Annotated in this window: 16 protein-coding genes; 11 read left to right on the plus strand and 5 right to left on the minus strand. The window is 58.9% G+C overall.

What is annotated here, in order from left to right; translation table 11 throughout:
• The first annotated feature begins 12 nt into the window (after window positions 1–12).
• Window positions 13–3,021: an isoleucine--tRNA ligase gene (ileS, locus tag R2A130_RS09520; RefSeq protein ID WP_009757818.1), complete on the plus strand. Its 3,009-nt coding sequence runs from the start codon at window positions 13–15 to the stop codon at window positions 3,019–3,021.
• 218 nt (window positions 3,022–3,239) lie between these two features.
• A complete protein-coding gene (locus tag R2A130_RS09525) occupies window positions 3,240–3,908 on the plus strand; it encodes a hypothetical protein (RefSeq protein ID WP_156798467.1) in 669 nt (222 codons plus the stop codon).
• Between the two features lie 6 nt (window positions 3,909–3,914).
• Here the strand turns inward: R2A130_RS09525 and R2A130_RS09530 are convergent, their stop codons facing one another.
• Complete coding sequence (locus R2A130_RS09530; RefSeq protein WP_009757821.1) at window positions 3,915–4,376, minus strand: nucleoside deaminase; 462 nt, start codon at window positions 4,374–4,376, stop codon at window positions 3,915–3,917.
• Window positions 4,377–4,422: 46 nt separating this feature from the next.
• Here R2A130_RS09530 and R2A130_RS09535 point away from each other — a divergent pair, with 46 nt between their 5' ends.
• From R2A130_RS09535 to R2A130_RS09550, 4 genes are all read left to right on the plus strand, one after another.
• A complete protein-coding gene (locus R2A130_RS09535) occupies window positions 4,423–5,457 on the plus strand; it encodes a pseudouridine synthase (RefSeq protein WP_009757822.1) in 1,035 nt (344 codons plus the stop codon).
• Window positions 5,438–5,995 carry a 16S rRNA (guanine(966)-N(2))-methyltransferase RsmD gene (gene rsmD, locus R2A130_RS09540; RefSeq protein ID WP_050786136.1) on the plus strand — a complete coding sequence of 186 codons (558 nt, stop codon included), beginning with the start codon at window positions 5,438–5,440 and terminating at the stop codon, window positions 5,993–5,995. The genes R2A130_RS09535 and rsmD overlap by 20 nt, the downstream gene beginning before the upstream one ends.
• 148 nt (window positions 5,996–6,143) lie before the next feature.
• On the plus strand, window positions 6,144–7,556 hold the full coding sequence (locus R2A130_RS09545; RefSeq protein ID WP_009757824.1) for a pitrilysin family protein: 1,413 nt from the start codon (window positions 6,144–6,146) through the stop codon (window positions 7,554–7,556).
• A gap of 4 nt (window positions 7,557–7,560) precedes the next feature.
• Window positions 7,561–8,895: a pitrilysin family protein gene (locus R2A130_RS09550; protein ID WP_009757825.1), complete on the plus strand. Its 1,335-nt coding sequence runs from the start codon at window positions 7,561–7,563 to the stop codon at window positions 8,893–8,895.
• Window positions 8,896–8,913: 18 nt separating this feature from the next.
• Here R2A130_RS09550 and R2A130_RS09555 read toward each other — a convergent pair whose 3' ends face one another.
• The 3 genes from R2A130_RS09555 to R2A130_RS09565 are packed head-to-tail and all read right to left on the minus strand — an operon-like array spanning window position 8,914 to window position 12,759.
• A complete protein-coding gene (locus R2A130_RS09555) occupies window positions 8,914–10,401 on the minus strand; it encodes an MATE family efflux transporter (protein WP_009757826.1) in 1,488 nt (495 codons plus the stop codon).
• 30 nt (window positions 10,402–10,431) lie between these two features.
• Entirely contained in the window at window positions 10,432–10,869 is a 438-nt protein-coding gene (locus tag R2A130_RS09560; RefSeq protein ID WP_009757827.1) for a VOC family protein, read from the minus strand.
• 21 nt (window positions 10,870–10,890) lie between these two features.
• Window positions 10,891–12,759, minus strand: coding sequence for a monovalent cation:proton antiporter-2 (CPA2) family protein (locus R2A130_RS09565; RefSeq protein WP_009757828.1), 1,869 nt, complete (start codon window positions 12,757–12,759; stop codon window positions 10,891–10,893).
• Between the two features lie 139 nt (window positions 12,760–12,898).
• Here R2A130_RS09565 and R2A130_RS09570 point away from each other — a divergent pair, with 139 nt between their 5' ends.
• The 5 genes from R2A130_RS09570 (at window position 12,899) to lpxK (ending at window position 17,895) form a co-directional block, all read left to right on the plus strand.
• Entirely contained in the window at window positions 12,899–14,242 is a 1,344-nt protein-coding gene (locus R2A130_RS09570; protein ID WP_009757829.1) for a TldD/PmbA family protein, read from the plus strand.
• Window positions 14,229–15,053: a 3'(2'),5'-bisphosphate nucleotidase CysQ gene (locus R2A130_RS09575; protein WP_009757830.1), complete on the plus strand. Its 825-nt coding sequence runs from the start codon at window positions 14,229–14,231 to the stop codon at window positions 15,051–15,053. Before R2A130_RS09570 ends, R2A130_RS09575 begins: the two co-directional genes overlap by 14 nt.
• A 52-nt stretch (window positions 15,054–15,105) precedes the next feature.
• Window positions 15,106–15,342: a DUF4170 domain-containing protein gene (locus R2A130_RS09580; RefSeq protein WP_009757831.1), complete on the plus strand. Its 237-nt coding sequence runs from the start codon at window positions 15,106–15,108 to the stop codon at window positions 15,340–15,342.
• A 124-nt stretch (window positions 15,343–15,466) separates the two neighbouring features.
• Window positions 15,467–16,837, plus strand: coding sequence for a 3-deoxy-D-manno-octulosonic acid transferase (locus R2A130_RS09585; protein ID WP_009757832.1), 1,371 nt, complete (start codon window positions 15,467–15,469; stop codon window positions 16,835–16,837).
• Complete coding sequence (gene lpxK, locus R2A130_RS09590; RefSeq protein ID WP_009757833.1) at window positions 16,834–17,895, plus strand: tetraacyldisaccharide 4'-kinase; 1,062 nt, start codon at window positions 16,834–16,836, stop codon at window positions 17,893–17,895. The genes R2A130_RS09585 and lpxK overlap by 4 nt, the downstream gene beginning before the upstream one ends.
• 6 nt (window positions 17,896–17,901) lie before the next feature.
• Here lpxK and R2A130_RS09595 read toward each other — a convergent pair whose 3' ends face one another.
• On the minus strand, window positions 17,902–18,123 hold the full coding sequence (locus R2A130_RS09595; RefSeq protein ID WP_009757834.1) for a DUF2093 domain-containing protein: 222 nt from the start codon (window positions 18,121–18,123) through the stop codon (window positions 17,902–17,904).
• Window positions 18,124–18,171 lie beyond the last annotated feature (48 nt).

Genomic DNA, 18,171 nt, shown 5'->3' on the forward strand with positions numbered 1-18,171 from the left:
GGACCGAAGACTATGGCTGAACCACGCAATTACACCGACACATTGAATATGCCGCAGACGGATTTTCCCATGCGCGCGGGCCTTCCCAAGGCGGAACCAGAGCATGTGAAACGCTGGCAGGAAGACGGCCTGTACAAACAGCTGCGGGAAGACTCAAAAGGTCGCCCGAAATATGTGCTGCACGATGGCCCGCCCTACGCCAACGGCAATCTGCATATCGGCCACGCGCTGAACAAAATCTTGAAAGACATCATCACCCGCTCGTTTCAGATGCGCGGTTATGACAGCAATTACGTGCCCGGCTGGGACTGCCACGGCCTGCCCATCGAGTGGAAGATCGAAGAGCAATACCGCGCCAACAACCGCAACAAGGACGACGTGCCGATCAACGAATTCCGTCAGCAATGCCGTGAGTTTGCCAAAAAATGGGTCGACATCCAGTCCGAAGAATTCCTGCGCCTCGGCGTAACGGGCGACTTCGACAATCCGTATCTGACGATGAATTATCAGTCCGAAGCGATCATCGCCGACGAACTGATGAAATTCGCCAAGAGCGGCCAGCTTTACCGTGGCTCGAAACCGATCATGTGGAGCGTGGTCGAACGCACCGCGCTGGCAGAGGCCGAGATCGAATACGAGATCATGGAAAGCGACACGGTTTGGGTAAAGTTTCCTGTCGTGCCGCGTTTGGTCGATACCAAAGTTCAGCCGGGCAAACCGGTGGCTCAAGTCGATTTATCAGATCCGGAAATGACTGGATCAACTGTGGTCATCTGGACAACTACGCCATGGACAATACCTGCGAACCGGGCAGTCTGTTTTTCGCAGCGGGTCGAGTACGGTAACTACATGGTTATGAAAGCGGAAAATGATTTCGGGCCGCAGCCAGGCGAGTACTTTGTCGCTGCTAAAGCTTGTGTAAATGCGATGGCTGAAAAAGCGGCTATCGAAGTGCAGTGGATGGGTCAGGTTACGGCAGAGAAACTTGCAAATATGGTGCTGATGCACCCCCTTCGGAACATGGATGTCAACGGGTATGATTTCTTGATCCCGATGCTGGCAGGCGATCACGTCACGGATGAAGCCGGTACCGGCTTCGTCCATACCGCTCCCGGTCATGGCCGTGATGACTTCGAAATCTTCGTCAACTCGCGCGAACATATCGAAGCGCTCGGTATCGATGCTTCCATCCCGTTCTGCGTGGATGACGGTGGCTACTACACCGAAGACGCGCCCGGCTTCGGACCGGACACCGATAAGCCAGCCCGCGTCATCGATGACAAGGGCAAGAAGGGCGATGCTAACCAGCGCGTCATCACCGCTCTCATCGGCACCAACAACCTGTTCGCCCGTGGCCGCGTGAAGCATGAATATCCGCATTCATGGCGCTCGAAAAAACCCATCATCTTCCGCAACACGCCCCAGTGGTTCGTCCACATGGACAAGGAAGGTGTGCTTGGCGGCGCAGGTTCCAACCACGGCACGTTGCGCCAAACGGCGCTTGCGGCCATCGAAGAGACCCGTTTCGTCCCGCCGCGCGGCGAGGCTCGCCTGCACGGCATGATCGCGGATCGCCCCGACTGGGTGCTGTCGCGCCAGCGCGCATGGGGCGTGCCGATCTCCGTCTTCCGCAATGAAGAAACCGGTCAGGTCGCGCCCGGCCCGGACTTCGATAGCTCCGACGAACTGGCCGCAAAAATCAAAACCGCCTTCGCCGCAGAAGGCGCTGACGCCTGGTATGCAGAGGGCGCAAAGGAACGCTTCCTCAGCGGCTTCGTGGACGATCTCGACGGCTGGCAGAAGGTCGATGACATTCTCGACGTGTGGTTCGATTCTGGCTCCACTCACGCCTTTTGCCTGCAGCAACGCGACGATCTGAAATGGCCCGCCGATCTTTATCTCGAAGGCTCCGACCAGCATCGCGGCTGGTTCCACTCTTCGCTGCTGGAAAGCTGCGGCACACGTGGTCGCGCGCCTTATGATGCGGTGCTGACCCACGGTTTCGTCATGGCCGAAGACGGCACCAAGATGTCGAAATCCAAAGGCAACACCGTCACGCCGCAAGATGTCATCAAACAATCGGGCGCTGATATTCTGCGCCTGTGGGTGTCGTCTGCCGATTATTCCGAAGACCTGCGTCTCGGCAAAACCATCCTGCAAACCAACATCGATGCCTACCGCAAATTGCGGAACACGCTGCGCTGGATGCTCGGCACATTGGCGCACGACAAAGGCGCAGACGTCGCCCACGCCGACATGCCGGAACTCGAACGCCTTATGCTTCACCGCCTGTCGGAACTCGATGTGGTGGTGCGCGAAGGCTACGACGCCTTCGACTTCAAGCGCATCTTCGCAGCGCTTTCCAACTTCATGAACCTTGAACTTTCGGCCTTCTATTTCGATATCCGCAAGGACGCGCTTTATTGCGATGGTGACGATAGCGTGCGCCGCCAGTCCGCCATGCGTGTCGTCTCCCACCTGTTCGATTGTCTGGTGAAATGGATGGCCCCGATGCTGGCCTTCACCATGGAAGAAGCGTGGCTGTCGCGTCACCCCGATGGTCGCTCGGTCCACCGTGAGCAGTTTCCTGACATTCCCGCCGAATGGAATCAGCCGGAACTGGCCGCACGCTGGAAGAAGGTTCGCTCCGTGCGCCGTGTCATCAACGGCGCGCTGGAGGTCGAACGTAGCCTGGACAAAGAAGACCCACGCCACATCGGCAAGTCGCTGGAAGCCGCACCGCAGGTGTTCATCGTAGATGTTGATTTGCTGGCAGCCGTCGAAGGTCTTCCGATGGAAGACATCGCGATTACCAGCGCTATCGAAATCGTGCAGGGTGAGGGTCCGGCAGACGCTTTCCGTCTGAACGAAGTGCCGGGCGTTGCCGTGGTCAACCGCCGCGCAGAAGGCACACGCTGCGCTCGTTCGTGGCGTGTTCTGCCTGAAGTCGGCAGCGACCCGGACTACCCGGATCTGTCGCTCCGCGATGCCGCCGTTATGCGGACCATCGACGCGGCCTGAACCGAGCCTGTGGCGCAGCACTTGTAGTTGCGCCACACATCTTAACCAAATGCCGCAATCCTGTTTCCTGTGATTGTCAGGCAACAGGCCACGGGTTAGTTTGGTCAAAGCCAAGATGCAGCAGATTCCGGCCACATTTATGTGGCGAGCCATTTGCATGCGCCCGTTCCTGCATCAGCATGTGCTGGCACAGGTCCGTTTGGGGAAGGATGATGATGATGAAAATGTTCACAACCGCCACGATGTTACTGGCCGCCGCCGCGCTGGCAGGCTGCACAGGTGCCTCCACATACGGCACCGGTAAGAACCAGAGCGCTGAAACGTTGACCGGCATCACTGATATGCTGAGCATCGGCGCACCTGGCCGGACCAAAACTGTGATCGATTATTCTGCTCGTCCGAAACTGGTGAAAGCGCCTTCTGATGGATCGCTGCCTACACCTGCTGAGACAGTGTCGACCTCCGATGGTTATTTTCCGGTAGATCCTGAAGCTCGACGCGCTCGTTTGCGTGCAGAAGCTGCAGAAGGTGGTGCCCAAGCCGCCGATGGAGATTCGCCTGAACTGCTTCAGATGAAAGCCGAAGCTCGTGAGCGCGCCAAACTGGACAACCGCCCCGACTACAACATGATTGTTGATGACCGCTACAATTCGGAACCCTATTCGGAAATCGTGAAGAAGCGTGAGGCACGCGGCAAGCGGCAGGCAGAACTGGCCAAGCTTGGTGCTGCGCCTAAGGCGCGCAAATATCTTACTCAACCGCCGACGGAATACCGTGTGCCGTCTGACACAGCTCCGATCGGCGAATTGGGTGAAGAAGAAGTCGATCCAAATCGTAAGGCAAAGCGCAACAAATCCGGCGCATTCCGCGATATTTTCGGCGGCTAAGCCCGCCTAGCGCCGCGCGGCGAAAAAGCTGCGAAGCAATTCTCCCGCCTCCACCTCGCACATGCCGGAATAGACTTCCGGTTCATGGTGGCACGTGGGTTGGTCAAAAAACCGCACGCCATTGGTAACCGCGCCGCCCTTCGCGTCGTCAGCTGCAAAATACACGCGGCGGATGCGGGCAAATGAGATGGCGGTCGCGCACAACGTGCAGGGCTCCAGCGTGACGTAGAGATCGCAGTCCGGCAGCCGCTGGCTTTTCGCAGCCGCGCAGGCTTGGCGGATGACCAGCAGCTCAGCGTGGGCGCTGGGGTCATGCAGTTCCAGTGTCCGGTTTCCAGCTTTCGCTACCACCTCGCCATCACGCACCAGCACTGCCCCCACAGGCACTTCGCCACGTTCAGCAGCGGCCCGTGCTTCCACCAATGCCTGCTCCATGAAACTTGCCACGTCGTAATTGTCCTTCGTCATTTGCTTCCAGCAGTTGTGCGACGGCACGGCAGTGATAGGAAGGGCCATGACCACATCTTCTTCCTCCGCACCCACCTCTGACGAGAAACCCGCAGACGCCGAGCGCATCGCTAAACGCATGGCCCGCGCGGGCCTGTGCTCGCGCCGCGATGCCGAACGCTGGATCGAGGCGGGGCGCGTAAAAGTGAATGGCAAGTTGCTCACCACACCGGCCCATACCGTTACGCCCCGCGACCGCATCGAGGTGGATGATAAACTTCTGGGCGGGCCTGAGCGCACACGACTTTGGCTGCTGAACAAGCGGTCCGGTCTCGTCACAACCAACAAAGACCCGGAAGGCCGCACCACGATTTTCGAGCGCCTGCCGGATGATCTGCCGCGCGTGTTGTCCGTAGGCCGTCTCGACATCAACACCGAAGGGCTGCTGTTGTTGACCAACGATGGCGGTTTGGCACGCGTGTTGGAACTGCCCACAACCGGCTGGCTGCGTCGTTACCGTGTGCGCGCCCACGGCCAGACCACGCAGGAAGAGTTGGATAAGCTCGCCGACGGTATCGCTGTGGATGGCGTCCTTTACGGTGCCATCGAAGCCGAACTGGAGCGACAACAAGGCACCAATGTATGGCTGACATTTGCCATGCGCGAAGGCAAAAACCGCGAGGTGAAAAACGTCCTGTCAGCGCTGGGTTTGGAAGTGAACCGCCTGATCCGCATTTCATATGGACCGTTCCAGCTTGGTGATCTTGCCAGCGGCGAGGTTCAGGAGGTGCGTGGCCGCATGTTGCGCCAGCAATTGGGTGCAAAACTTATCTCAGCCTCTGGTGCCGACTTCGATGCGCCGCTGGCTGCGACCGCGCCAAAGAATAATCCGGTCGGTGAAAAGATCGAAAAAGCGCGGCCCAACAAACGTGGCACCAACACACCACGTAAGGCTGATCCGTTGGAACGCCTTACAACACAGAAGCCCACCCAAAAACCTGGTACGAAACCCAGTGACGGTCGAGGCAGGGGAGCAAAAGACAAATCTTCGAACAAGCCCGGCAACAAACAAGGTGGACGCGGTGCGGATCGTCGGCGGTGATTTAAAAGGCCGCCGCCTCGCTACCCCGAAGACCGACGCCACCCGCCCCACAACCGATCGTAACCGCGAGATGTTGTTCAACATTCTCGCCCACGCTTATACTGAACAGTTGCGCGGCAACGTACTGGATCTGTTTGCAGGCACAGGCGCGCTGGGTTGTGAAGCGCTTTCCCGCGGTGCGCGCTCTTGCGCGTTTGTGGAAAACACCGCTGCAGGCCGCGCCCTGTTGCACGAGAATATCGAACAATTGGGCCTCGCCGGTCGCGCCCATATTTTGCGCCGCGATGCCACCAAACTCGGCTCCCGCGACAGCCTTCCAACTGCGACCTTGGCGTTTGCTGACCCTCCTTATGGCAAAGGCCTCGGCGAGTTGGCTGCTGCTAGTCTGACTGCCCACGACTGGCTCAGTCCGGGCGGCCTTTTTGTGCTGGAGGAGCGCGCATCATCCTTGCCGCAAAGTCTGCCCGGCTTCACCTTCCAGCAACGGCGGGAAGCGGGCGAGGGCGCCTTCGGTTTCTTCTTGCGCGACGCCGCATGAACAGGCCTGATGCGGCAGTAATAGTGCGGCCAAGTGGCAGATGACGAAATTGTAAGATGCGCTGCCCCGCTGCTGCCCCATATGAAACCAACAGTTCTTCACCGACGTTTTTATACCAACGCCCCAGCTGAGAGATACGAACCGCCCCATGATGATGCGCCACGCCACTCCGGCCCGCCTTCTCACCGCTTGCCTTCTTTTGGGCACTGCATTTTCCGCTCCCTCGTTTGCTGAAACGACCAAGCCTGCCACGCAAGCCAGTGCGTCTGAAAAAGCGGGGCCACAGGTTACGGCGTTCACGCTCGATAACGGCATGAAAGTGGTCATCATTCCAGACCGTCGCGCGCCGGTCGTCACGCATATGGTGTGGTATAAGGCGGGTGCGGCTGATGAGCCGCCCGGAGTTTCTGGCATCGCGCATTATCTCGAACACTTGATGTTCAAAGGAACAAAGACGGTAGAGAGCGGCGAGTTTTCCGCCAAGGTTGCTGAGATCGGCGGACAGGAAAATGCCTTCACCAGCCAGGATTACACAGCCTACTTCCAGCGCGTAACACCAGAAGTGTTGCCGGAAATGATGCGGTTGGAAGCCGACCGGATGGAAAATCTGGTGCTGGAACAAGCCAAAATTCTGGCCGAACGTGACGTGGTGATCGAAGAGCGTAACGCCCGCACCGAGAACAACCCAGGGTCATTACTGCGCGAGGCAATGGCCGCCACGCTTTACAAGAACCACCCTTACGGAATTCCCGTCATCGGTTGGGCGCATGAGGTTGATGCGTTGACGAAAGATGACGCCATCGCCTTCTACGATAAGTTCTACACCCCAAATAACGCGATCCTTGTCGTCGCTGGTGACGTGGAGCCGGACGCCGTGAAGGCACTGGCTGAAGAGACATATGGCAAGGTGAAACGCCGTGCCGAACCCGGTGTCCGCAAGCGCCCAACCGAGCCGGAACCGCGCGCGGCTCGCCGCGTGGATATGGCGGACCACCGTGTCCGCACACCGTCTTTCCAGCGGCTTTACCTCACACCATCTTACAACACCGATGAAAACGGCGAAGCCGAAGCGCTGGAAGTGCTGTCGGAAATCCTTGGCTCTTCCACTGGCCGCATCTATCGCTCGTTGGTAATCGACCAAAAAGTCGCTGTATCCGCCGGTGCATGGTATCAGGGCGGCTCTCTCGACAGCACGGAATTCGGTTTTTTCGCCAGCCCTGCACAGGGCAAAACTCTGGCCGAAGTAGAAGCTGCGACAAACGCTGAAATCGAAAAGCTGGTGAAAGATGGCGTAACTTCCGAAGAGGTGACCCGCGCCAGCAGCCGCCTTGTGCGCTCGGCTGTATTTTCGCAGGACAGCCAGTCTTCGCTGGGCCGCATCTATGGCGGGTCGCTCTCGTTGGGCGCGACCATCGAGGACATTGAACAATGGCCGGAACGCATCAGCGCGGTGACGCCAGAAGCGGTGAATAAAGCTGCCCGCACCTACCTTAAAATGCGTCGCTCGGTAACGGGGACACTGGTTCCCGGCCCGAACCTAGACACCCAGAAAGAGGGTTGATCCGATGACGACTTACCTCACGAAAACGGCCCTGCGCGGTGCCGCAACACTGTTTGCCATATTGGCATTCGTTACCCACGCCTTCGCCGTAGATATTAAAACGGTGACCAGCGACAAGGGCATCACAGCGCTGCTGGTGGAAGATTACACCGTGCCGCTGGTGGCCATGTCCTACAGCTTCAAGGGCGGTTCCACGCAAGACGTGGTGGGCAAAGAAGGCACGTCTGAATTGCTGACGAACACGCTGGATGAGGGTGCAGGCGACATCACCAGTCAAGACTTTCAGGAGCGCTTGTCCGATAACGGCATGAGTTACTCGTTCAACTCTGGCTACGAAGATTTTTCCGGTTCCATCAAAGCGCTGGCCGCAGAAAAAGACGAGGCCTTCGAACTGCTTCGCCTGATGCTCAATGAGCCACGCTTTGACGAAGAGCCGGTTGGCCGCATGAAGGCATCCCGCCTGAACGGCCTGAAGCGGCAGGAAACCAACCCTCAGGCGATTGCAGGCAAAGCGTTCCGCGAAAATGTGTTTGCCGACCACCCCTACAGCCGTCCCTCGGAAGGCACGTTGGAAACCATGCCCGCGATCACGGGTGAAGATCTTGAATCCTACCGCAAGCGCGTTTTTGCCCGCGATAATCTCGTCATTGGGGTCGTTGGCGCGATTTCGCCAGACGAGTTGAAAGCTGCATTGGACAAGATTTTCGGCGATCTGCCTGAAAAAGCGCAACTGGAAGAAGTCGCTCCGCTTGCTATTTCAACGGGTGAAACCATCCATATCGACCTGGCTACCCCGCAGACCAACATCCGTCTCGCTCTGCCCGGTATCAAGCGCGATGATCCGGATTTCTTCACCGCCTATCTGGTGAACTACGTGTTGGGTGGCGGTTCATTTTCCTCGCGTCTTTATGATGAAGTGCGTGAAAAACGTGGCCTTGCCTACGGTGTCTATTCCTATCTGGGCACCTATGATGTTGGGGGTATTATAGGTGCAGGCTCTGCCACGCGCTCCGATCGTGCGCAGACCACGGTGGATATTATTCTGGCCGAAATGAAGCGTATGGCCGAAGAGGGGCCGACGGCGGAAGAGCTTGAAAAAGCCCGTAAATACATCACGGGCAGCTATGCGATTGCCAACCTCGATACATCGAGCAAGATCGCCAGCGTGTTGGTGGCCATCCAGCAATCCGACCTCGGCATCGATTATATCGACCGCCGCAAGGACTATTTGGCAGCCGTTACGCTGGAAGATGCAAAGCGCGTTGCAAAGCGTCTTTACGGTGGGAAGCCAACGGTTATCACCGTGGGTCAAAAGCCAAAGAAACCTGACGCTGGCTAAGCGTCCTGAACGGCGGGACTAACTGTCCCGCCGGTCCCTGTCACTGTCAGAATTGCCGCTATTGGAATTGATACCAAATATGGCGCCTTTTCCCGATGTGAATGCGGAATTGGCAGTGGGTGGCAAGGGAGGTCTGTCCTCGTCGACTGAACGTTCAGCCTCCCGTGCGGGTAGCGTTCCGATCAGGCGGAACGCCATCACCATCGCAGCTATGCCGAAGACAACCGCGCCTGCGCCCCAGCCAATCATCACGCCGCTGGAGCCCCAAGTTTTCCCAAAATAAACGAAGGGAATGACTCCCAGCGTTGCACGACCCCAGTTGAAGATCGTGGCGTAAAACGGAAAGCCAAGATTGTTGAAGGCCGCATTGGCAACAAACAGCGCTCCGTTGAACAGGAACGAACCGGCGACGATAAGGCAGAACAGGCGCACCAGTTCCGCAGCCTCGCCCGTCGCACCGAACAGGCCGACGATCCAAGGGTTCGCAATCGCCAGCAGTGCCCAGACAGCCAGACAATATATCAGCGTGAAGGTGAGAGCATCCCGCATGGTGGCCATTACGCGATCGTAGAGTTTCGCACCAAGATTTTGCGACAGAATCGGACCTACCGCACCCGATAGCGCGAAGATTACGCCGAACGCGACCGGCAAAAGGCGTCCGACAATTGCCCAGCCCGCAACCGCATCATCACCGAATTCTGCAATCGCGCTGGTGACGTAGGCGTTGCCCACGGGCGTGGCCAATTGGGTGGCGATGGCGGGCAGGGCGATGGTCATGAAAGGCGCAACGCTGGCGCGAATCTCGTCCACATGTGGCGCGCCCAACATGCGGTGCACTTTGTGGACACCGTGCAAGCCGACGATCACAAGGATTGCGCGAACGCAGACGGTCGCGGTTGCAGCGCCCATAATGCCCATGTCGAGGCCGAAGATAAAAATTGGGTCCAGCACCAAAGCAGCCGCGCCACCGGACAGCGTGACGAACATCGCCCGCTTGGGATCACCCTTCGCTCGCAGCAATGCGCCCAGCACCATGCCCATGCCGAGGAGCGGGATGGAAGGCACGACGATCTGCATAAAATCGAGCGCCATCTCCAGCGTCTCGCCCCTCGCGCCCAGCAGTTCTAAACACCATCGCAGCGAGGGATAAAGAAGAGCGGCAAACAGCGAACTGAGTAGAACGAGATAGACCAACGAAGCTGTCGCCATGCGTTTTGCACGTTCGTCCTCACCAGCACCAAGCGCTCGTCCCACCAGTGCTGCAGCAGCGATTGCGATGCCGATGCACAGTGAGATCGAGAAGAACATTATCGTCGCCGCATAGCCGATGGCAGCGGCGAGTTCCTGCTGACCGAGCAGTGAGATGTAGAACAGATTGAGCGCGTCCACCGCGAAAATAGACACCAGCCCCACCGACGACGTTGCCGTCATAACGACGACGTGGCGCATGGTAGAGCCGGTGGTGAAGACGGCTGGTTTCTTGGAAGCTGTGGCGGTTTCCGTCAAAATTTGGCGATCATTTGGAAAATACCGGCTTTATTTCGCAAACAATGACGACATGTCGGCGAAAGCTTTGAATTCCAGGGCGTTGCCTGAAGGATCGAGCAGAAAGAACGTCGCCTGTTCGCCGGGTTCACCTTTGAAGCGGACGCGTGGCTCAATCACCCAGCGGGTGTCGTCACGGGTTTTCAGGCGGGCGCTCATGGCGTTCCATTGGTCCATGGTCAGCACCACGCCGAAATGCGGAACCGGCACCTCGTCGCCATCCACCGCGTTGGAATGGACCACGCCTGTCTCCATACCTTCTTTGTAATGCGCCACAATCTGGTGGCCGTGGAGATCGAAATCGATCCAATGGTCACTCTCGCGCCCCGTGCCGCAGCCTAGGCCGTTTGTGTAAAAGTCACGGGCTTCTTCGAGATCGTGGACAGGGAAGGCCAAGTGGAAAGGCGTGATGTCGGGCATTGTGGTCATGGTTTTTTCCGTATCGTGAGGTCAGTCTTTTGCGGGAGGCACATCGGCGTCCGGCGGTTCGTTACCGTCAGCTTCTTCCATCCCGGGAACGGTGTCCACCGAATGATCTTTGCGGCTGTGGCGCGGTTGAACCAACGGTTCGGGAACAGGCTTGGTGTGCAGCGTTTCGCGCCCTGCCATTATGCCTTCCTTGATCTGAAGTTCGAGGCGGGCAAGGTCGCGGTGGCGCACATCATCGACCACTGCATGCGCATCGCTTTCGTTCATGCCTGTGCCTATCAGCAGTGCACCTCCCAGCTTCAGAGCGCTCTCGAAGGTCTCGCGGACCTGCCAAATGTCCGGACGTTGTAACAGGTCGATGGCATGGCCACGGTCGTAGCTGCGTACAAAAAGCTTCGCATGCGGATATTCAGACGCGATCAGCTCGACGATTTTATCGGTCGTCTCGCGGTCGCGGGTACAGACGGCGACAATTTTCGCCTTCTCGATACCGGCAGCCCGCAGCACATCCTTGCGGGTGCCATCGCCGAAATAGATACGGAAGCCGAAGCGTTCGGCTTGCCGCATACGGTCTGCAGAATTGTCGATCACGGTAACGTCGCAGCCACCGGCCAGCAGTGTTTGCGAGGCGATTTGGCCCATACGGGAAAACCCGACCATAAGAACACTGGAGCCTGCGCCCTCGAAGTCCTCGTCCATTTCTTCCTTTTCAGCGCTTTTCAAAAACCGCTGACCCAGCATGACGGTCAGCGGCGTTAGCGCCATGGACAGCGTCACGCCTGCGATAAGGAAGGATGACAGTTCACGGTCCAGCAAGCCTGCAGCGACGGCTGCGGAGAACAGCACAAAACCGAACTCACCATGTTGCGGCAGCAAGGCTGCCATCCGCACGGAATCGTTATGATCGCTGCCAAAAAGGCGCGCAGCCGCATAGATGACAGCAGCCTTAAGCGCCAAAGCCGCAGGGACCAGAAGTGCGATCCACAGCAGATTATCCCAGACGATTTGCAGATCGACCGACAGGCCCACCGCGATGAAGAACAGACCGAGCAGAATGCCACGGAAGGGTTCGATGTCGGCTTCCAGCTCATGCCGGTAACTGGATTCAGCCAGCAACACGCCCGCGATGAACGCCCCCATCGCCATGGAAAGCCCCGCATATTGCATCAACACCGCTGACCCGATGACGATGAAAAGCGCTGCCGCAATCATAGCTTCGCGCGCGCCCGTGGCGGCGATAATGCCAAAGAGCGGGTTCATGAGATAAAGACCCGCAAGCACAAGCGCTACCACCGCGCTGATGGCGATCGCGACTTGCCAGAGGCCGCCTGCCGTGACTTCCATCGTGCCTGCCGCCAACAGCGGCACGGCAACCAGCAGCGGTGCGATGGCAAGGTCTTGAAACAGCAGGATTGAAAACGCTTTCTTGCCCCACCGCGTGCGGTCGTCGCCTTCTTCTTCCAATATTTGCAGCGCAAAAGCGGTGGACGAAAGCGCAAGACCGAAGCCGATAACAAAGGACGTGGCAGCGCCAAAACCGGCCACCATGGCGCAAACCATCAACAACAGGCCAGACGCGATAACCTGTGTTGCACCGAGGCCGAAAATCTCCTTGCGCATGCTCCACAGCAGAGCAGGTTTAAGCTCCAACCCAACGAGAAACAGCAGCATGACGACGCCGAGTTCGGCCACATGCAGCACATCTTCACCGTCGCCGGTAAAGCTTAGAACCAGACCGAACACGGAGTAGAGAACCGGGCCGAGTAAAACGCCGACCGCCAAATAGCCAAGCACGGTGCCTAGCCCGATTCGTTTGAAAAGCGGTGCCGCAACGGCAGCGCCCCCCAACAAAACAACAGCTTCCAGAAAGACATTTGGGCCATCAGCCATGGGCAGGAATCCGTGCGTGTGCTTTCATCACCATGTAGGCCGCCCGAAGTGACGCCTGCAACCTCGCCTATCGACTTGTGAAGCGCAGCAGCCCTGCTTACACCCGTAGCGACACTCACTTTCCCCGAATTGCAATTCCATGCCCACCGCGCCAGACCTCGACCACCTGCAAAGCCGTGCCGCAGACCTTGTGACGGCTGCGAAAAAAGCCGGTGCCGATGCAGCAGACGCGGTGGTGGCGATCTCGTCTTCCACCGGTGTGTCTGTGCGCGAGGGCAAGGTGGAGGACACGGAAAGCGCGCAGAACAATGCTTTCTCGCTGCGCGTCTTCGTCGGTGATCGTGTGGCGTCTGTTTCCGCCAATCAGAGCGACGCTATCGACGATCTCGCTGCCCGCGCGGTGGCCATGGCGAAGGTCGCCCCGCCAGACCCGCATACCGGCCTTGCGCCACCGGATCGCTTGGCGAAAAACTGGCCCGATCTCGATTTGCTGGACGAAGCGGAACCGGATTTCGACATGATGCGCGATCTGGCACTGGCCTGCGAAGAGGCTGCGCTCGCGGTCGATGGCGTATCGAAATCCAGTGGTGCCGGTTTCGGTTACGGCCTCGGAGGCAGCGTATTGGCAACGAGCGACGGTTTCAGCGGTGCTTACAGCGCCAGCCGGTTTTCGCTGTCGGTATCCGCCGTGTCCGGTGAGGGCGCCGGCATGGAGCGTGACTACGATTTCGATAGCCAGCGCCATTTCAAAGATTTGCGCTCGCCGCAATCCATCGGAGCAGAAGCTGGCAGGCGCGCCGCACGCCGTCACGCCCCGCGCACAGTGCCAACCGGCACCGTGGCCTGCCTGTTCGAGCCCCGCATGGCCCGCAGCCTCGTTGGCCATCTGGCAGGAGCGTTGAACGGCGCATCCGTCGTGCGCGGCACCAGTTTCCTGCGTGAGAAAATGGGAGAGCAGATTTTTGCATCCGGTTTGAAAATCACCGACGACCCTCACATCATGCGTGGCACAGCGTCTCGTCCCTTCGATGGCGAAGGCGTTGGCGGCGCGGCTTTCGATCTTGTGGAAGACGGACGCATCGCAAGCTGGTTGCTGGACAGCACCAACGCAAAGCAGTTGGGCATGGAAACCAACGGTCGTGCCAGCCGTGGTGGGTCCTCCACCAGCCCGTCATCATCGAACCTCATCCTGCATCCCGGCAGCCGCTCGCCGGACGATATGATGAAGGCGATGGGCACGGGCCTGCTGGTCACGGAACTGATCGGGCAGGGCGTGTCCCTCGTCACCGGCGACTATTCACGAGGTGCATCCGGCTTTTGGGTCGTGAACGGCGAGATCGCTTTTCCGGTGTCGGAAATCACCATCGCATCGAACCTCACCGCTATGTTCGCGGCAATGGAACCGGCAAATGATATCGACTACCGCCAGTCCATCGCGACGCCCAGCATTTTGATCGAAGGCATGACCCTTGCAGGAAAATAGTGGGCAGGACGATAGTGACGATCAAGCACTGCTGGAGCGATTGGGCCGCGAAGCGGGCCAACTGGCCATGCGCTGGTTCGGACCAGCCGCCGCCGACAGCCCCGAAGTTTGGATGAAGGAAGGCGACAGCCCCGTCAGCCAGGCCGATTTTGCGGTGGATGAATTCCTCAAACGCGAGTTGCTTGCCGCCAGACCAGACTACGGTTGGCTTTCGGAAGAGACCGAAGATGATGGCTCGCGACGCGACGCAAAGCGAACATTCGTCATCGACCCCATCGACGGCACACGCGGTTTCCTCAACCACATGCGCCAATGGTGCGTCAGCCTCGCGGTGGTGGAGAACAATCGCCCAATCGCCGCCGTTCTGGAATGCCCTGCGCTGGGCGAAACGCTGACCGCAACCTACGATGGTCCGGCCTTATTGAACGGCGAACCGATAGAAGCCTGCGCCTTCAGCGACGGCACAACACTGCGTGTCACCGGCCCCCGCGCGACCCAAACCGCGCTGATGAAATTGGAGCCGCATACGGTGGAGCGCATGGATTTCGTGCCCTCGCTTGCCTACCGCATCGCCATGGTTGCCATGGGCCGTGCCGACCTGATCGTGGCGCGCGGCTCCGCCAAGGATTGGGATCTCGCCGCCGCCGATCTGATCTGTCATCGCGCCGGTGGCAAGTTGACGGATCGTGAGGGGCGCACACTTTCCTATAATTGCAGCGATGTGCGCCACGGCCAGCTGGTCGCGTCATGCGCCACGCGCCATGATGAAATGCTTGATCTCGCAAGGCGGGCCATTGATAAGGCGTCCTAAGCGCCAGCACTAAACAGTCTTTGCGGCAGCACCACATAAGAAGGAGCCTGTCATGGCCATCGAAACAGAAAACAAGCAGCTTCTTCATCTCGTCTTCGGCGGTGAGCTGGAATCGCTCGAAGGCGTCACGTTCCGCGATCTCGAAAAGCTTGATATCGTGGGTATCTACCCCAATTACGAGACGGCCCGCGCGGCCTGGAAAGCCAAGGCGCAAGCCTCGGTCGACAACGCCCACATGCGCTATTTCTGCGTCCACCTGCACCGCTTTCTCGAGCCTGAAAACGCATAAGGCGCAAACACTGCAGGTATCGACGTGCGTTTCCGTCTCTTCAAAATGCCGCAATGGCAGCCCATCACACTGGCCCGTCGCAGGGTTTGCGGCGCTGCAGTTCCACATGTGAAACGGGCGATAGATGTCTGACGTTTGGGCAAACACAACCTTGCGCCTTTACCGCGGCGTCGGCTCCGCGCTTTACCCGTTTGCCGGTCCGTTTTTGCGCGCCCGCGCAAGGCGCGGCAAGGAAGATCGCGACCGCCGCGCTGAACGTTACGGCTATGCGGCGTGGGAGCGCCCCGCCGGCCCATTGGTCTGGCTGCACGCTGCAAGCGTCGGCGAGGCGCTGGCGATCATGCCGCTCATCGAACGGTTGGACACGTTTTCGATCAACGTCGTCCTCACCACCGGTACGGTCACATCTGCTGAAATCGCCAGTGCAAAATTGCCCAAGGGCGTCATCCATCAATATGTGCCGCTCGACATGAAGCGCGCTGCCGGTCGCTTCCTCGACCATTGGATGCCGGACCTTGCGATCTTCGCCGAGTCGGAACTTTGGCCCACTACCATGACCGAGCTTCAGGCGCGAAAAATTCCACAGGTTCTGGTCAACGCCCGCGTGTCGGATCGTTCCAACACCCGTTGGTCCAAACGCCCGCGATTGGCCCGTGCGATCTTTTCCAAACTGTCTGCAGTCTTCGCCCAATCCACCGTCGATGCAGACCGGTTCCGCGCTTTGGGAACGGCCAATGTGTCCGTCATGGGCAACCTGAAACTCGACACGTCGCCACCCGCATATGACGCAGCAGCCGTTGCCGTGTTGAAGCAGCAGATCGGCGACCGGCCCGTGTGGGTGGCGGTGTCCACCCACGACGGTGAAGAGCAGACCGTCGCCCGCGTGCACCGCGCCTTGTTGAAGCATTTGCCCGATCTGCTGACCGTTATCGTTCCCCGCCACCCGGACCGGGGCGATGCGTTGTCATCAATGCTGGCTGCGGAAAACCTGTCTTGCGCGAGACGTTCCAAAGACGAAGAGATCGTGCCCGATACAGCCATTTTGCTGGGCGACACGATCGGTGAAATGGGCCTCTATCTTGCTCTGGCCCGCGTGGCGTTCATGGGCAAGTCCCTCAGCGAAACCGGCGGGCAGGGCGGGCAGAACCCCATCGAACCCGTCATGGCAGGCCTTGCCGTTTTGTCTGGTCGTTACGTGCAGAATTTCCGCGACACCTATCAAGCGCTTGTCGATGCAGGCGGGGTAAAGCTGGTGCGTGATGAGGCCATGCTGGCCTCCCACGTCGCTTATCTTTTGCAGCATGATGAAGTTGTGCAAACAATGCAGCAGTCTGGCCAGAAAGCCGTAACATCGCTGGCCGGTGCATTGGACAAATGCGTGGCCGGTCTCGACCCCTACATCACCCCGCTGCGCCTGCGCGCCGGTCTTGATCGTCGGGCAGAGATGGCAGCAAAGGCCCTGGCCGAGAAGCAATTGCTGGATCAACAGAAATGAGCGACGCCCCATCATGGTGGTACCGCCCCGGCGGGGTCGCGGCATGGGCGCTGTCACCGTTTTCGGCCATTTTCGGACATATCGGCGCAATGCGAATGGCCGCGCCGCCCAAGGCTGTCAGTCGTCTTCCGGTTCTCTGTGTCGGTAATTTCGTGGCCGGTGGTGCGGGCAAAACACCGACTGCAATCGCTATAGCAAAGCAAGTGCGCGCCATGGGCCTTCGCCCCGGTTTTCTGTCGCGTGGCTATGGCAGCAACGCAAAAGGCGCGGTGCTGGTGGATGTGAAGGTCCATAACTCGCGCGACGTCGGCGACGAACCGATGATACTTGCGCTCTACGCCACGACGGTGGTTTGCGCAGATCGGGTGGCCGGTGCTGCACTTCTGCAAAGTTGCGATGTGGACTTCATCATCATGGATGACGGGTTTCAAAATCCGACGCTGCGGAAGGACATGAATGTCGTCGTTGTGGATGGTGGCCGTGGTGTCGGCAACGGATTTCCCATGCCGTCCGGTCCGTTGCGCGCAACCCTTGCCAAGCAAATGACCATGGCAGACCGCATCCTGCTCATCGGCAGCGGCGCAGCCAGTGGTGATGTCGTGCGCCGCGCAGCACGAATGGCGAAGCCCATCATGCAGGCCGATATCGCGGTGCGGCAGGGCGAGCGTTTCGATGGCAGCAAGGTCATGGCCTTTTGCGGCTTGGCCGACCCTGAGAAATTTTTCGCAACGCTGAAAGCGCTGGGCGCAGATGTGGTGGAAGAGCAGGCTTTCGGCGACCACCACGCCTATTCCGCCGGTGAGTGCCGTGAGTTGATGAGCCGCGCGTCGGAACTTGGAATGCCGCTGGTGACCACGCAAAAAGACGAGGTCCGCCTCGTCCGTGCCGGTGAAGCGCAGGCTGAACTGCGCAAGGCCATCGACGTGTTGGTGATAGACCTGTTGTTCGAAACCGAGCGCACCGTCACGTCGCTGATCGAAGACACACGTAAACGCGCTGCAACATATAGATTGAAAAATCCCGCAAATATCGCAGATGCGGCACAGCCCGAAAGCTAGGTCGTTTTAAGCCAGCCGACCCGCTTTACGTTCGGCTTCGACGGAGGCTTCCACATCGACATAGGCTTCCTGTCGGGCGAAGCTCCAATACTTCAACTCATCGAGCGGGATGTTGTCGCCGGTAATCGCGCAGACCACATGGGTGCCGGGGGCCAGAACCGTATAATCCGCCTCTGCGTAACGCAGGGTGGCGGCTTGAGGCACGGCGATGTTGACGCGATTTAGCATTTCAGCTCCCAAATGATGCAACATTTGTCATAACCATCGCTGCCGCTC

The organism is Ahrensia sp. R2A130 (genome assembly GCF_000179775.1).
Taxonomy (GTDB): domain Bacteria; phylum Pseudomonadota; class Alphaproteobacteria; order Rhizobiales; family Rhizobiaceae; genus Pseudahrensia.

Excerpts from the sequence above, each read along its gene's own strand:
- ileS (WP_009757818.1), top strand. The coding sequence starts at position 13 with ATGGCTGAACCACGCAATTACACCGACACATTGAATATGCCGCAGACG.
- R2A130_RS09525 (WP_156798467.1), top strand. The coding sequence starts at position 3,240 with ATGAAAATGTTCACAACCGCCACGATGTTACTGGCCGCCGCCGCGCTG.
- R2A130_RS09530 (WP_009757821.1), bottom strand. The coding sequence starts at position 4,376 with ATGACGAAGGACAATTACGACGTGGCAAGTTTCATGGAGCAGGCATTG.
- R2A130_RS09535 (WP_009757822.1), top strand. The coding sequence starts at position 4,423 with ATGACCACATCTTCTTCCTCCGCACCCACCTCTGACGAGAAACCCGCA.
- R2A130_RS09545 (WP_009757824.1), top strand. The coding sequence starts at position 6,144 with ATGATGATGCGCCACGCCACTCCGGCCCGCCTTCTCACCGCTTGCCTT.
- R2A130_RS09550 (WP_009757825.1), top strand. The coding sequence starts at position 7,561 with ATGACGACTTACCTCACGAAAACGGCCCTGCGCGGTGCCGCAACACTG.
- R2A130_RS09560 (WP_009757827.1), bottom strand. The coding sequence starts at position 10,869 with ATGACCACAATGCCCGACATCACGCCTTTCCACTTGGCCTTCCCTGTC.
- R2A130_RS09565 (WP_009757828.1), bottom strand. The coding sequence starts at position 12,759 with ATGGCTGATGGCCCAAATGTCTTTCTGGAAGCTGTTGTTTTGTTGGGG.
- R2A130_RS09570 (WP_009757829.1), top strand. The coding sequence starts at position 12,899 with ATGCCCACCGCGCCAGACCTCGACCACCTGCAAAGCCGTGCCGCAGAC.
- R2A130_RS09580 (WP_009757831.1), top strand. The coding sequence starts at position 15,106 with ATGGCCATCGAAACAGAAAACAAGCAGCTTCTTCATCTCGTCTTCGGC.
- R2A130_RS09585 (WP_009757832.1), top strand. The coding sequence starts at position 15,467 with ATGTCTGACGTTTGGGCAAACACAACCTTGCGCCTTTACCGCGGCGTC.
- lpxK (WP_009757833.1), top strand. The coding sequence starts at position 16,834 with ATGAGCGACGCCCCATCATGGTGGTACCGCCCCGGCGGGGTCGCGGCA.
- R2A130_RS09595 (WP_009757834.1), bottom strand. The coding sequence starts at position 18,123 with ATGCTAAATCGCGTCAACATCGCCGTGCCTCAAGCCGCCACCCTGCGT.